Here is a 14524-nt window from a genome sequence, read left to right as displayed (position 1 = left end):
TGTGTAATGTAAAATTGATAATGATGTGGAAGTAGACATAGGTACCGAAGACGACTATGATAATTTTATTTATACCTACACTACTGATTTACATTATGCATTACCCATTATTCATTATCCATTATGTTGTTTTATTGGTAGAATCAGGATAAAACTAGCGCCCTCATCGATCCGACTATGCGCTGAAATCAGCCCATGGTGTTTATCAATATTCTTTTTAGCAATAGCCAGTCCGATACCAGTTCCTTCATACGATGTCCGGTTATGCAATCGCTGAAAAATAATGAAGATTCGGTTTAGGAATTTCTCATCAAAGCCAATACCATTATCCGTAAACGTAATCCGATAATAGTCTCCTTCTGACGAGGGAGCCGCGTCAATTGCTTTAGTTGCCACCCGTTCTGCCTGGATATGAATGACCGGCGGCTCATCGGGCTTTGTAAACTTGAGCGCATTACTTAGTAAGTTCTGGAATACTTGTCGTAACCGCATGGGGATAGCATCCAGTACAGGTAATGAATCTATCGTAAGTATAGCCCCTTTCTTACTGATCTGGTCATCGAAATCCAGCAGGAGTTCTTGCACCAGCACGTTCAGATCGGTAGCTTGGAACGGCTCTGGTTCCGAAAGTTGTGAGTACGTTAGGAGGTCCTTAATTAGTTCGGCCATGCGGGCCGAGGAGCGAATCGAGCGGTCGAGGTAGAGAACCGCTTCGGGGTTATCTTTCAGATAACGCTCCCGAATGGTGTCGTTCAGCAATTGTATTTTTCGCAATGGCTCTTTCAAATCATGCGAAACCACCCAGGTAAACTGCTGTAATTCATGATTGGTTTGTTCCAGCTCGGTATTCTTAAGCAGGAGTTCGCTGGTTCGTAAATTGACCTGTTGCTCAAGTAGCTCTGCCACCTGTTTTTGCGGATGGATGTCGGTAAAGGTTCCAATCCAGCGAACGCGGCTACCGTCGCGCTCAATTGGAATAATACGAAGCAGGTGATACCGGTAATCGTCAGAGCCTAATTCCTGCAACCGAACTTCGCGGGCAAACTCATCTCCTCGCTCTAAGGCCAGGTGCCAATCCGCACATACGCCTTCATCGTCGGGGTGCATGGCCGGAAACGTGCTGGAGTCCGTTGCATACCGAAACCAGTGTTCGTTGACATATTCAATTTTGCCATCAGGTTTTATCGTAAAAGCCATCTGGGGCAGGGAAGACAGCACTGCCTGCAATTCCTGCATTCGTTTAGCCAGTTCCTCCTGTGCCTGCCGCCGTACATTTACTTCTTTCCGCAGCGATTCCTGGGCAACCCGTAGTTCGTGCTGTTGCTGATAAAGCTTATCCAGCGTCTTGACTTTCAGCACAAAAATATCTGGATCAACGGGTTTGGTAATGTAGTCGATACCACCCGATGTATAGCCTTTGGTGATAAATCGCTTTTCGGTATTTACTGCCGACAGGAAAATAATGGATGAATCTCGGGCTTTGCTAAACCCAGAAATCGCATTGGCTACTTCAAAGCCATCCATTCCGGGCATCTGTACATCCAGAATGATAACTGAATAATCGGTTTTTAGAATTTTCTTTAGAGCTTCCTCTCCCGATTCAGCCGTATCTACCGAAAAACGATGCAGTTCCAGAATTTTTTTCAGGGGAATAATATTCTCTGGCCTGTCATCAACGATAAGAATCATGAAAGTATACTAGTTAAAACGCTGAGGCTAAGCGATATTTAAATCAACCGATCTATCCCGACCTTGTTAAATGCGAATCAGCCGGAAGAAATGATAGTTTTGTAAATCGTCCGTGAAGATAGGGTAATGAGGTCTGTGCTTCCAAATCCATTTCTCTTATCTTATTCTACAGAACGTTTGTCTGTAAACGCTCCGGCTATTTAGTAATCAGCCACTTAGTAATCGGTTAATTATAGCGCTTCTCAAGAAATACCGACATCAACTTTGATCGGTCATTAAAATTGGTTTCCTCCAACTGTAGTGCTGTCGAAAATTGACTTCAACAATCGACGCGCTGTAACTGCTTCGTAGGCGAAGCCACCCACAAACATCACATAGATTGCGACTATCAAGAGTGAAGGGATTGTAAGTGCCTTATTCACATGGCCCGTAAGCAGTAACCCATAGGCGATTGACACCAGTATAGGGAGTGCACAACATACCAACCCAATTCCAATAAAGAGGATGATTGGACTCAGCTGCATCACGATCCGAATCTGTAAACCAGTTTTTGTCGGCAAAAATCGACCATAGATCGTGGGTAAAAACGAGTTTTTGTAGTGAATAATCCGCTCGATACAGAACCCATTTTTCGAGGTGCTTCCCGTAAACGCCTGTGGGCGGTTGTCCCACAAGAGACTAAGCCCCTGTCGGATAGGAGCTACTTCGCCCGAAAGTCGCGTATAGGCTTCTTCCTGGCTCAACGGCGAGTGGAGGGTGAATTTCCAGTAGGGAAAAAGGGGGATCATATTGACGAACGTTTCGTTTACTATTCGGATAAATACTGATCAGTCGGTAGGGCTAGCTTACTATTTGTACCTGTTGGACTGTTGGAAGTCACGGATAAAATAACCTATTTGCTTTGTCGTTAAATCGTTCTTTTTCTTGCCTTTACCTGCTCAAATTTGCTTCCGAACGAAGTTTTCTGACCATTCAATCCACCTGATATGCGCTACTTTTCTATCCCCAAAAATCAACTATTGAGCATTCTGCTCTTCGTACTCTCTCTACCTGCTCTGGCCCAGGTAGGTATTGGTACTACTACGCCTGATCCATCGGCCCAACTCGATGTGGTCTCAACCTCCAAAGGGGTGTTAGTACCCCGAGTGACCAGCACCACCCTCGTAACGGCCACTGCTGAAGGCTTACTCGTTTACCAAACCAGTGCTCCTACTGGGTTTTATGTTTACAAATCGGGGAGCTGGGTGCGATTGGCTACAGTTACCGACGTGGCTGCTACTGTTATTCCCTACGCGTCGGGGACACAGATTACGTTGAGTACCCTTTCCGATGGATCAAGTGCAGGCAGTTCGGCAATCAGCTTTGGCAATTCATTGCTTCTGACTACCACGACCCCATCAACGATTACTGGATCTGAAGCTGCCAGTATGGCTTTTTCAATGCCCCGTGATGGTACAATTACGGCGCTTGCTGCTGCATTGAGTATACAATCTGTTCTTTTTAGCGCAAATCCGATCACAGTCATGGCTTACCTATATCGTTCGGATACGACCAGCGATGTGTTTAACCAGATTGCTTCTGTTGCCTTAACCACATTACCAGTTGGAACCGTGTCGATTGGCACCGTCATTAAGGGCTTTACTTCCCTAAATATACCCATAACGGCTCAAACTCGTTTACTCTTACTTTTTAGCAGTAGCACTCAAAGCGGTGCCACAACGCTGAAAGGATTTGCCAATGCCGGACTGTCGATCAAATAACTGTTTATCAGTTCCACGCAGTATGCCCTATCAGTCAGCGGTACTCATATAGTTTGCACAAGCAACTTATAGCCGAACAATAAAAACAGCAACATTTATACATAAATCATATGATTAACAATTAATTTAACAATGCCCTTTCGGCGAACGGAAGAGCCAGGGAATTAGTCAGTGATTCCTTGAAACATAGACATATTACCGTAAATACCGGCCGCACTGTAGCCGGTATTTTTTGTAGGCTTAGGTGCATTGTGATAATAGGCCCACAGATTCAGAAAGAAATTTGCTCAGTTGGGAAGAAATGGTTTTTTCTCAGAGTTGATTGGCAGCGTTCTTGCTCATTTTAAGCTGCAAGCTTTATCAGGCTTACCTAACCCACTGGGGCCAAGTGGTAGGCTATCGTATTGTCTACTTTACATCCTGCAATCGGACAGGTCACACCAAACAGTGTGGCCTGTTTCGCTTTCATGTATTCAAGATAGACATCTCAGCATACTTTTTTTGGGAGTACAATTTGAAGATAACGAAGACTATTTGTTACCATATATATCTTTAAATCAACAACATATACCGTTCACTCAATTTGTTAGACTAAAGAAGACTAAATCTGTCGATAGTCGGTTAGATGAACAATCTAACTCAATAGCATATGAACAAATTAATTGTTATTCGTGGGACTTCAGCAACCGGAAATGTGACAAGGATTTATTTGAATGTGGATGAACAGGAAGCTCTCGAACAATTCTTACAACAGTTCACCTACGTTTCCAGTGATATTATCGAATTTGACCACGAACTACAGGTTGATACGCCTGAGCACTACTTACAATTTAAAGCTGTCACCTACGATCCAGGTCAACAGCCGAAGCGCCTTTCGGCATGGCCAACCACGTTTAAATTACCGTGGCACTGAGGCCTTTACAGCCCCAGGCCAATTATAACACTTGTACAGACGCCCTTCTGATATCCGGAACTTTTACATTTACCAAGTACTCAAGGTCCCCCGCTATTCCTGAATTTACATAATGTCTACAGGACTTCCGTCGAAAGCTATGCCACGCTTTTCTAATGTGCCTGAATAAAGCACAGTGTGTTATCAAGCTGGCATAGCTTTTGGTGAAATTCCTGGTCTAGTTAATCTTAGTAGCATATTTAACCTGCATTGACCGGATAAACTTCAGGCCATTTTCAGCAATATCCCAGGGACTACTGAATTCCCGCCAAACATTAATTGAATTGGCAAAATCGATATCGTTACGGGTAAACGCTTCGATCGTCATCCAGCCCTGATAATTAATTTCCGCTAATGTCCGGAAGGTGTCGTCCCAGGGGATGTGCCCATCACCAGGAGTACCCCGATCATTTTCACTAATATGTACGTGCGCTAAAAATGGAGCAATGGTCTGTATTGCCTCCGGGAAACGCTTTTCTTCCATATTGGCATGGTGCGTATCGAACATGGCCCGTACGTTTGGGTGATCGGTCCGGCGCACCAATTCCGCCAGTTGATCCATCGTATTGCAGAGGTAACATTCAAAGCGATTCAGCGCTTCGGGCGTCAGGATGATACCGGCCTGTTTGGCATAATCTCCCACAGCATGAAGCACTTCGGCACTCCGGTCATATTCCTCCGGCTGGGGCTCACGACGCGTAAAGGTTGCGAATGCGGAATGGAATGGCCCACATATCACCGTAGCTCCCATAGCGTGTGCCCGATCGACAACCCCTTTCAGGTGATCAATGGCTTGCTTACGGATGCTTGCCGATTCACTGGCAGGGTTTGTATCTGGGCCAACCACGGTTACGCAGGTACTTTGTAAGCCCGTCTGTTTCAGATGGTCTCCAAATTTCTGATAAACACTCTCCGGCTGTGTATCGATGAAGCATTCGATTCCATCGTAACCGATCGTTTTCAACCGGTCGGCAATGGGGTTCATTTTTTCAGAAATAGCGGCTGTCCAGACTAACAGGTTAAAGCCAACCGGCGACAGGGAGTTGGGCGTAGCAGCGGAAGGCTGATTCGTAGGCGACATAGGATAAGGGGTAATGGATAAGGGTGTTTATTTCTCCATCGGATGCTCTTTCAGCAACTGGGTGGGCGAATAAAAATCCTTTTTCTGTTGAGTAGTTGATCTAACTTTTTTCACCTGGTCAGGATAAATTGCCGATGCCTTATTGCCAAACGAATTTCGGACGTATGTTAACACGGCGGCTACCTCCTGATCGCTGAGCAAACCACCGAAAGGTGTCATGGGCACTTGTCCGGGGTAGGTTTTACCACTTACCTCTATGGGCCCCATCAGCCCTTTCAGGGCAATTTTGATCAGGCGATCTTCACTGCCTGTTACCCAGTTGGTACCTGTAAGCGGTGGAAAACCGGATGCTACCAACCCTTTACCATCGGGCTGATGACAGGTAATGCAGTAGCCTTCTTTGGCGAAAATCTGCCGTCCCTGTGTATAAAGGTCCAGGTCTTTACCTTTCAGGCTGGAGGTTACGGTTATCTCTTTCTGCTTTTTAACATTCTCCCCTTTGAGGTGGGCAACCGCTGTTTCATAGGCATGGATGGTCCAGTCGTCCAGCGGCTTTTTAGCGGCTTCGGCCAGAATGGGCAACCCTTTATCCTTGCCAATCCAGGAAGCGGCTACAATAGCGGCCAGGCGAACCCGGCTATTCTCATCCTTAGCCGCCTGCATCAACAAAGATGCCTGATCGGCTACCTGGTGGCCAGTATAGCGTACTACTTGAACAGCAGCGGCACGAGCATGGTAATCCCTGGCTTTCAACAGTTGGCGGAGCAAATCCTGATCTACTTTGTCCATACCCCAGCTCACCCACAGGCCTTCCAGCATATGGTGTTCGTAGCGCGGGTCGGCCTTATCCAGTTTAGCCACCCAGGTTTTCAGTTTCGATAGCACTTCCGAGGCATTGCGGCCTCTGAGCTCCCGTCGGGTCCGGTAGCGGGTGCGATACTCAGGAAGCTTGAGGTTATCTAACAGTTCGTCTATACTAGCTCCATCAATGTTGGCCGGTTTCACCAGTGGGCGCGACGGATACGTAATGCGGTACACCCGGCCGTGCGAATGATCGCGCAGGGGGTCGCGGGCGTTGTGCTGCATATGACCAATCAGGATATTGTGCCAGTCGATCAGGTACAGCGACCCATCGGGGGCAAATTCCATATCGACGGGCCGGAAGTTCCGGTCTTCACTTACGACCAGGTCCATCCGGTGTTTGCTTTTATAGCCCGTTCCGTCGTCAACTAATGTGTGTTCTTTTGTCCCCAGAAAACCGATGGTATTATTGATCAGAAAATCACCCTGAATATCGTCCGGAAAATGGCGGCTCGATACAAACTCCAGGCCCGATGTTGGACGAACCCGATGGGCTTCCTCGATCAACTGCTTCGATTTATCGGTGGCTTCGCCGTAGCGGGGCAATACTGTTCCCGGCATCATCCACCGCACATCGGGACTGGACGTTTCGGCAAAGAATGGTTGCCCCCAATCATCGAACGCAATGCCCCAGGGGTTCGGTATCGATAGCTGAGCGGTGCGCTCCAGCTTATGGAGTTGGGGGGCATAGCGGTAGAATCCGCCGTTGGTAGCCCGAACGGGTCCATAAGACGTTTCGACATTGGTATGCAGGAACACCCCTTCGCCCGAATAAATAGCGCCCGACGGATCGACGGTAAAGGCATGACTATTGTGGTGCGTATCGTGATCGTCGTAGCCACTCAGCAGGATTTCAACCTTATCGGCCTTATCGTCGCCATTGGTGTCGGTAAACAATTTCAGGTTGGTCCCCTGCGACACATAGACGCCTTCTTTCGCTATTTCAAAGCCAAGCGGTAGATGCAGTTTGTCGGCAAAAACTGTTTGTTTATCAGCCTTACCATCACCATTGGTATCTTCCAGAATCAGGATTTTATCGTTGGGTTTGGCATCGCCCGGTTTATAGTGCGGATAGCTGGGCATACAGGCCACCCATAGTCGCCCTTTATTGTCGAACGACATTTGCATAGGTTTCGCCAGATCAGAAAATTCCTGTTCCGAAGCAAATAGTTCGATCTTATACCCAGAAGGGACTTTGAGCTTACTTAAGGCATCCTGTCCATATAGATACGTCAGGCTGCCGTTCTTTTCGGGGTTAAAATTGGTTTTTACGGTAGGCAATATACGGGTCCGCTGATCGGCTGCGGCAACGTCCATTCGTTTCCCTTCGGAAGCTGCCCGCCAGACAGCCGTATCCCGAATGGCTGTCAATTGCCGAATCTTTTCAATTTCCGCTGGGTAGTTGTCGGGCCCAAACGGATTGTACCGGCGACCATACGCATGCACCCCATTCGGAATTTTATAGTCGTTATGCCACATCCAATTTTTTTCGACAACGGCCTCCCGTACCAGTTGCCGGTTTGCTTCGGCTTTGGCGGCTGTCTTGCCAAAAAGCTGATCGGCCAGTAAAACACTCAATTTTTTATAGCCTGCCTCATTCAGTTGCGAACCGTCGATGGTCAGGGGTTCCTGACTGGCATCATACCAGCCTAACGAGGGGGTAAAGGCATCGACAAAGAGCACTTTATTTTGCTGCGCGACCTCTTTCATGGCTTCGGTATAAAGCCGAAGATTTGTGTTCTCTTTCTTGCCGTTCGGCAGGTCGTAGGTAGCCGACAAATCTTCAAAAGCAATGGGCGAAACGATGGCTAATTGGGGAGTGGTTGTACCATTATACTTCTGGTTCAGCGTCCATTTGATAAAGGCATCCAGCTCGGCTTTATAATTGGCCAGCCCTTCTTTTCCATGAAACGATTCGTTGTAGCCAAAAAATGCGACAATCACATCGGTCTTCAGTCGGGTAAGCCATTGATCGGGCGTTTCAAAATGCCCTTCGCTTTCAGAATTGTTCGCCAGTTCGGTCTGAAACTTTTCGGCGCCCGGAAAGGCCCAGGGGGAGAACCGACTGGCGTGTGGACGAAATCCGGGGGTATCGCCACCATCGCACATATTGCGAATGAAGAGTCTGTTTTCTGGATAACGAACCTGTAGTTCGGTCTCGAACAGACCATAATTCATCATCCTCGACCCCAGATTATTCCCGATCAGGCTAATATGAGCGTTCTTTTTCAGAACGATAGGGGATTCGTCAGCCGCGTAGTGATTCCGCTGAAAAGCGCTCGTAGCCAGGACGACTACACTCACTACGGCAAGGAATGTATATAGACTGGTTTTTTGGGCTAGCAATGATCTCATTACATCAAGGTTTTTGAGGATGGCCATAGGGTACGTTTATGTCTAGTTTACCTTTCCAGCGTTTAGGAATCGGCAAGCCTAGTTCCCAGTGAATGGCGTTAATGACCAGTCGCTGGAAGGCTTCGACCTGAAAATCTTCGGGATGCCCCAGCGTGGTCATAAATGCTTTGCCGCCCCATTCATTTTTCCAGGTCCAGGCCACGGGGTTATCGATCGCTTCTTTATCGGGATTGACGGATTTCCCCATCAGTAGCCAGGTAGCGCCTTTGGCCGGGTAATCGGGCCGTACCCGATACAACCAGGACGCGGCATGAAAACTGGGGGCCACGCCAGTCAGGATTGGGTTTTTGGCGGCTTCGGTGATGATGGTCACATCGGTGGTACTCTTGTGGCCGTAATGCGTATGGGCTGCCTTGCCGCCCCAACCGGGAGGTGCCCCGAAGGCAAACTCACCAAAGGAATTCCACCGGATGCGCGGATCGCCAGCCGGATAATTGAACGCGTGGGTTGTGGTGCGGAATCCCATCACCGGCTTTCCCGATTTCAGGTAGGCGTCGATGTAATCGAGTTGTTCCTGAGGAAGTTGTCGCCAGCGAAGGAAAAACACCGCCAGATCGGCTTCGCGCAGGACTTCCAGACCCGGAATGTCTTTTTCACCATTATAGTCGGGATAAGCTTTCAGGACTTTGGTGCGCATCCCATAATTTTTCTCCAGTTCGGCGGCAATGAACGGTAAGGTTAATTCACCACTGTATTCATGATCGCCGGTAACGAATACCACCAGCGGTTTCTGAGGGGCCTTTGTATCGGCGACTGCTGACAAAGCACTCAGGCTGGCTAATCCAGTAAGTGTGTGCAGGAATGCTCTACGGTTTGTTTTCACGGCTGTCATTTTAAATAGGGATAGAACCGCATCGGCGGACCGACAGATTTGTTACTTCAGGAACTGGGACAAATTAGCTTTCGTCACTAATTGAAATGGAATAAGTGTCTCTTTTTCGAATGGTTGTCCTTTAGCGATTTTCTCGGCAGTTTCAACAGCTTTTGCACCCTGTTGCTGCGCATTCTGAAAAACAGTAGCATCCAACGTACCTTTTTGGACAGCCTGAAGCGCGTCGGGTATAGCGTCGATACTAACCACCACAACTTTATCTTTCAGACCCGCATCGGTCAGGGCTTTTACGGCGCCTAGCCCCATTTCATCATTCTGGGCGAAAACGGCATTGATCTGAGAGCCATACGACTGAATCCAGTTTTCCATTAGCGACATCGCCTTAGCTCGGTCCCACTCCGCAGTCTGGTGGGCAATCAATTTGATGTTGGGGTATTGCTTCAGGATTTCACGAGCCCCCTGTTCCCGTTTGATTTGTGCCGCCTGACCCATGTAGCCATGCATCATAACGATTGTTCCTTTGCCGCCCAGCTTGTCGGCAATAAATTTCATCGCAATCCGGGCCGACTCCACATCGTCGGACCCGACAAAGGCCGATGGCTTGGTACTGGTCTCCGAATTGACGTTGATAATCGGGATATTAGCGGCTAATGCTTTAGCGACGGCGGGTGAACTGGCCTCTACTTCGCAGGGATTCATAATGATCGCGTCGACATGCTGAGCGATGAAGCTTTCGACCTGTTCCACTTGCTTCAGGGCCGACCGTTCGGCATCGACTGTAATTAAATCAACCCCATCAGCTTCGGCCTTCTTCGCCATTTCATCGTGGACATTGACGATAAACTCATTCTGCATACTGAGCATCGTGGCACCAATGACTAGCTTTTTTCCTTCACTCCCCTGACCTTTTTCGCTCGTAGACGATTGATTACAGGCCCATAAAAGGCTAACCAGGCTGAGTGCAATTGCTATTGACGAAATCTGTTTCATCGTAAGTTAGGCTACGTATTCGTAAGGTTCAGAATTAACGACTCGGTTGATTGATACTGTCCAGCACAACAGCGCCGATGATAATGATGCCCATCACCACCTGCTGGTAATAGGATGTTACGTTGAGCAAATCAAGGCCGTTGCTGATTACCCCGATCAGGAGTGCACCCAATAGAGTTCCCGTCATGGTGCCCGTTCCGCCCGAGGTACTGGTACCACCGATGATGGCTGCCGCAATAGCATCGAGTTCAAAACCTGCGCCCGCATTCGGCTGCCCCGTGGTGATGCGCGAGGTCAGCAAAATACCAGCCAGAGCCGCCAGGCCACCACTAAGCATATAAACAGCCATTTTTATGGTGCTCAACTCAATACCAGAGGCACGGGCTGCCTGTTCGTTGCCTCCTACGGCATACATGTAACGGCCTAACACAGTTTTTCTAAGTACGACAGTACAGGCAATAAAGGCTATAATCAGAATGATAATCAACGTAGGTACGCCCAGAATTTTACCTCCACCAATATAATTGAACGTATCGGACAGATTAGAAACCGGACGGCCCTTGCTTAAGATCAGGGCTAGTCCACGCCCAATGGTCATAGTTCCTAGCGTTACGATAAACGGCGGCACCTTACTGCGGGTCACAACAAACCCATTGAAAGCGCCGAAGAGCAGACCTGCCAATAGCCCAACCCCTATCGGCACGATTACCGGATAGCTGTCAGGATGGGCAAATAGGGCAGCTACCACGCCAGTAACAGCCACAATCGACCCAATCGACAAATCGATACCGCCCGTAATGATGACGAATGTAACCCCAAATGCCAGCAGCGCGTTGATGGAAACCTGCGTCACAATGATCATCAGGTTCTGAATAGTCAGAAACCGTGGGGTAACCAGGGAAAGTGCCAGACAAATAGCCACAAATGCGATCAGTAGGCCGTACTTGCGAACTTCCTGAAGACGTACCAGTAATTTGTATGACCCGCTATCCTTATCGAAATAGCTGTTGAGGTTATTTTCCATGTAAACGTATAAAAGGTGGGCAATCAAACCTGCATCGCATACTGCATTATCGTTTCCTGAGAAGCCTCCTGGGCCGACAACTCGGCCGTCTTCTTTCCCTTCGCCATCACCAGTATTCGGTCACTTAGTCCAAGGAGTTCGGGTAACTCGGACGAGATCAGGATAATGGCTTTACCCGCTTCTTTCAACTGACGAATGAGTTTATATATTTCGGCCTTGGCCCCAATATCGATACCTCGGGTTGGTTCATCAAGAATAATGATTGATGGCGATGAAAGCAATAGTTTGCCGATGACTACTTTTTGTTGATTTCCTCCGCTCAGAAACGTCACGAATTGCTCAGGGCCGGACGCTTTTATTTGCAGATCACGAATCATATCAACTGCGGCCACAGATTCGCTATCGGCCCGGATTATTCCCCCTTTTGCGTGAGCTGATAAGTTGGCTAGTGTAATATTCTCGCGCACCGATAGTCGGGGAATAAACCCGAACCCTTTCCGGTCTTCGCTCACGTAACCAATTCCATGTCGAATGGCCTGGCGTGGTGATTTGATAGTGACAGGCTTGCCCTCGATATAAATTTGGCCACTGTCGGGTTGATCCAGGCCAAAAATAGTCCGGGCAACTTCGGTTCGGCCAGCACCCATCAATCCACCGATACCCAATACCTCGCCTTCATGCACCGCAAAACTGATATTGACAAACTCCCCATGCCGACATAACTGACTCACCGACAGAACCTCTTTACCCCGATGGGACACCGAAGCCGGAAATAAGCTTTCTATTTTCCGGCCAACCATCATTGTAATCAGGGTGTCCATATCCAGTTCAGCAGCAGGTCGGGTACCAATGTATTTTCCGTCACGCAGTACCGAAATGGTATTGGCCAGGGCGGCTATTTCCTCCATCTTGTGCGAAATGTAAATAATGGCTACGCCTTTGGCCGTGAGGTCTTTTATCAGCCTGAAAAGTGTGGCGACTTCCTTATCCGACAGGGCCGAAGTTGGCTCGTCCATAATGATCACCTTCGCCTTATTGGAAATAGCCTTCGCAATTTCGACCATCTGGGTTTGCGCTACGCTCAGGTGTTTCATTTTAACAGTAGGGTCGATATTCATATCCATCTCCTGAAGCAGATCCCTTGCCCGTTCGCTGAGATTTCGATCATTCAGCCAGCTAAATAAGCGGCCGTTCATTTCCCGTCCCAGGAAAATATTCTGGGCAACGGTAAGTTCCGGGACAATCAGCATTTCCTGGTGAATCATCGAGATGCCTTTTTTCATGACGTCCCGAACATGGCCAGCCGTCAGCGCATTGCCTTCGAAAATAATGTCTCCTGAATCGGCGGGTAGCAGGCCAATCAGGATTTTCATTAAGGTCGACTTCCCGGCCCCATTCTCACCCATCAGGGCATGTACTTCTCCTTTACGCACGTCTAACTGAACCTGATCGAGCGCTTTTACGCCAGAAAACGATTTTGTCAAACCTCGTACCTGAAGAATGTAGTCAGAATTGGGGTTCATAGGGTTGATAATCCTATCCTAATGATGTTTTCATTAGTTTATTCGAATCGGTTTAAAAATTCCTTAATCTGATCGGGTTGGACCAGCACTTCCAGTTCTAGTGTGTATGACCGTTTTTCGCCAGGTTCTAAAAAAATCAGCGTTTGTTGCTCCCGCGCTTTTGCCTGACCAATTGGCGGGTGGGTACTGGGTTCCATACCCGTTACATATTCGCCTTTTCCCCAGTGCTGCCAGTTGATCAGCCAGGGCAACTCGGCTTTCTGAAACCGCATCGCTACGGCTATACCCAACTTAGGGTTGTACAGCCCGGCTGAGCACTGTCCTGCCGGATCGGGCGTAGCATCAATAAACGCAACGGCTTCGCCCGTACCGCTATGGTTATCGAGCGGTGCCGGGCAGGTTCGAAAATCGTATCCATCCTGGAAGATTTCGCCATTCATACCACCCTCACGGGCCTGCCATTGCCCCTTCCAGATCAGCTTTGTTCCTTCGTCGACTAGTGGCCAGCCAAAGTTGACATGGTAGAGCAGCATATGGGGAGCTGGTGTATTCGCCCGGTTTACAACTTCATCATGAATACGGATAACGGGCTGGCCTAGTGTTCCCGATATGGTTCTTGTCAGCTCCAGACTGGGGCCAAACACCCTAGTTTCCATCATCCGTCCGGTAATGCTCATATCCAGTTTACCCATAACCGGATCGGGCTGACTGATCGATTCAATAGTAGCCGGAATATTGCTGATCTGCCCATGTAATCCCCGTTCACCATAAGCATCCTGTTCGGGTCCACCCACATGAGAGAGGCCGCAGGTAGTTAGCAAGCCACCGTTGAAGGTTCGCAACCAATCCAACCCTCGTTCGGTAAATGGCTGGGGTGTTGTTATGCCGGAGTGACTTAGCCAGGCCAGACTATGCTGATTATAAAACGCATCGGCAATATCCATAGCCCGGTCGAGAACCAGTTTATACCGGAGGCCGGTTCCGGTATTGATCCAGGCAATTCGGGTACCCAGACCCGAGCCATTATCAAGCACTGAGGTCTCGATACCACCAATCTGTGCGGGGTTCGAGACTTTATTATACCAGGGTTGTGGTATCAAAACGAATGGTAGTTAAGGTGTAAGCGACGTTGAAACGAATAATCATAACGATCATACTTACGAAATGCCAATAGCGTAAATGAACCACCTGGCATTAGTAGGCATGATAGGTAACTGTTCTACTAAGAGGATTCAATCTGATTATTCTACTGAGAATTAAGTGAGGGCAAACAGAGGATTAACCCGGCTCTTTCCTGCAAGACACTCACCGTCAGCACTAAGCAGAGATGGCCGTCTCGGCCAAACGAGCAGATTTTAGCCGATCTGTATGCTGAAATCGTGATGGTATGAATTCCC

General features: G+C 48.3%; 11 protein-coding genes. 2 read left to right on the top strand and 9 right to left on the bottom strand.

Translation table 11 applies throughout. The features are described 5' to 3' along the window. Nucleotides 1-114 precede the first annotated feature (114 nt). A complete protein-coding gene (locus tag ACYVFD_RS24715; protein WP_461093184.1) occupies nt 115-1689 on the bottom strand; it encodes a hybrid sensor histidine kinase/response regulator in 1575 nt (524 codons plus the stop codon). A gap of 275 nt (nt 1690-1964) precedes the next feature. Beyond that, nucleotides 1965-2477: a hypothetical protein gene (locus ACYVFD_RS24710; RefSeq protein ID WP_461093183.1), complete on the bottom strand. Its 513-nt coding sequence runs from the start codon at nt 2475-2477 to the stop codon at nt 1965-1967. A 198-nt stretch (nt 2478-2675) separates the two neighbouring features. Here ACYVFD_RS24710 and ACYVFD_RS24705 point away from each other — a divergent pair, with 198 nt between their 5' ends. Together ACYVFD_RS24705 and ACYVFD_RS24700 are read left to right on the top strand one after the other, a co-directional pair. Beyond that, on the top strand, nt 2676-3449 hold the full coding sequence (locus tag ACYVFD_RS24705; protein ID WP_461093182.1) for an exosporium glycoprotein BclB-related protein: 774 nt from the start codon (nt 2676-2678) through the stop codon (nt 3447-3449). Nucleotides 3450-4098: 649 nt separating this feature from the next. Beyond that, the gene (locus tag ACYVFD_RS24700; RefSeq protein WP_461093181.1) at nt 4099-4362 is read left to right on the top strand and encodes a hypothetical protein; all 264 of its coding nucleotides are present in this window, start codon (nt 4099-4101) and stop codon (nt 4360-4362) included. A 217-nt stretch (nt 4363-4579) separates the two neighbouring features. Here the strand turns inward: ACYVFD_RS24700 and ACYVFD_RS24695 are convergent, their stop codons facing one another. Genes ACYVFD_RS24695 through ACYVFD_RS24665 form a run of 7 tightly spaced genes read right to left on the bottom strand, consistent with a single transcriptional unit; the run spans nt 4580 to nt 14227 of the window. Further along, nucleotides 4580-5482, bottom strand: coding sequence for a sugar phosphate isomerase/epimerase family protein (locus ACYVFD_RS24695; RefSeq protein WP_461093180.1), 903 nt, complete (start codon nt 5480-5482; stop codon nt 4580-4582). A gap of 27 nt (nt 5483-5509) precedes the next feature. Then, nucleotides 5510-8698, bottom strand: a complete 3189-nt coding sequence (locus tag ACYVFD_RS24690) for a PVC-type heme-binding CxxCH protein (protein ID WP_461093179.1) — start codon at nt 8696-8698, stop codon at nt 5510-5512. A gap of 4 nt (nt 8699-8702) precedes the next feature. Further along, on the bottom strand, nt 8703-9590 hold the full coding sequence (locus ACYVFD_RS24685) for a ThuA domain-containing protein (RefSeq protein WP_461093178.1): 888 nt from the start codon (nt 9588-9590) through the stop codon (nt 8703-8705). A gap of 42 nt (nt 9591-9632) precedes the next feature. After that, a complete protein-coding gene (locus ACYVFD_RS24680) occupies nt 9633-10580 on the bottom strand; it encodes a sugar ABC transporter substrate-binding protein (RefSeq protein WP_461093177.1) in 948 nt (315 codons plus the stop codon). A 34-nt stretch (nt 10581-10614) separates the two neighbouring features. Further along, the gene (locus ACYVFD_RS24675) at nt 10615-11604 is read right to left on the bottom strand and encodes an ABC transporter permease (protein ID WP_461093176.1); all 990 of its coding nucleotides are present in this window, start codon (nt 11602-11604) and stop codon (nt 10615-10617) included. 23 nt (nt 11605-11627) lie between these two features. Beyond that, on the bottom strand, nt 11628-13127 hold the full coding sequence (locus ACYVFD_RS24670) for a sugar ABC transporter ATP-binding protein (RefSeq protein WP_461093175.1): 1500 nt from the start codon (nt 13125-13127) through the stop codon (nt 11628-11630). 38 nt (nt 13128-13165) lie between these two features. Continuing rightward, complete coding sequence (locus ACYVFD_RS24665; protein WP_461093174.1) at nt 13166-14227, bottom strand: aldose 1-epimerase family protein; 1062 nt, start codon at nt 14225-14227, stop codon at nt 13166-13168. Between the last annotated feature and the right edge of the window lie 297 nt (nt 14228-14524).

This window comes from Spirosoma gilvum, from assembly GCF_054776815.1.
This window is presented reverse-complemented; position numbering and strand designations above follow the sequence as displayed.

Bases quoted from the DNA above. Each gene is read 5' to 3' on its own strand.
- ACYVFD_RS24715 (WP_461093184.1), bottom strand. From the start codon at position 1,689: ATGATTCTTATCGTTGATGACAGGCCAGAGAATATTATTCCCCTGAAA.
- ACYVFD_RS24710 (WP_461093183.1), bottom strand. From the start codon at position 2,477: ATGATCCCCCTTTTTCCCTACTGGAAATTCACCCTCCACTCGCCGTTG.
- ACYVFD_RS24705 (WP_461093182.1), top strand. From the start codon at position 2,676: ATGCGCTACTTTTCTATCCCCAAAAATCAACTATTGAGCATTCTGCTC.
- ACYVFD_RS24700 (WP_461093181.1), top strand. From the start codon at position 4,099: ATGAACAAATTAATTGTTATTCGTGGGACTTCAGCAACCGGAAATGTG.
- ACYVFD_RS24695 (WP_461093180.1), bottom strand. From the start codon at position 5,482: ATGTCGCCTACGAATCAGCCTTCCGCTGCTACGCCCAACTCCCTGTCG.
- ACYVFD_RS24690 (WP_461093179.1), bottom strand. From the start codon at position 8,698: ATGAGATCATTGCTAGCCCAAAAAACCAGTCTATATACATTCCTTGCC.
- ACYVFD_RS24685 (WP_461093178.1), bottom strand. From the start codon at position 9,590: ATGACAGCCGTGAAAACAAACCGTAGAGCATTCCTGCACACACTTACT.
- ACYVFD_RS24680 (WP_461093177.1), bottom strand. From the start codon at position 10,580: ATGAAACAGATTTCGTCAATAGCAATTGCACTCAGCCTGGTTAGCCTT.
- ACYVFD_RS24675 (WP_461093176.1), bottom strand. From the start codon at position 11,604: ATGGAAAATAACCTCAACAGCTATTTCGATAAGGATAGCGGGTCATAC.
- ACYVFD_RS24670 (WP_461093175.1), bottom strand. From the start codon at position 13,127: ATGAACCCCAATTCTGACTACATTCTTCAGGTACGAGGTTTGACAAAA.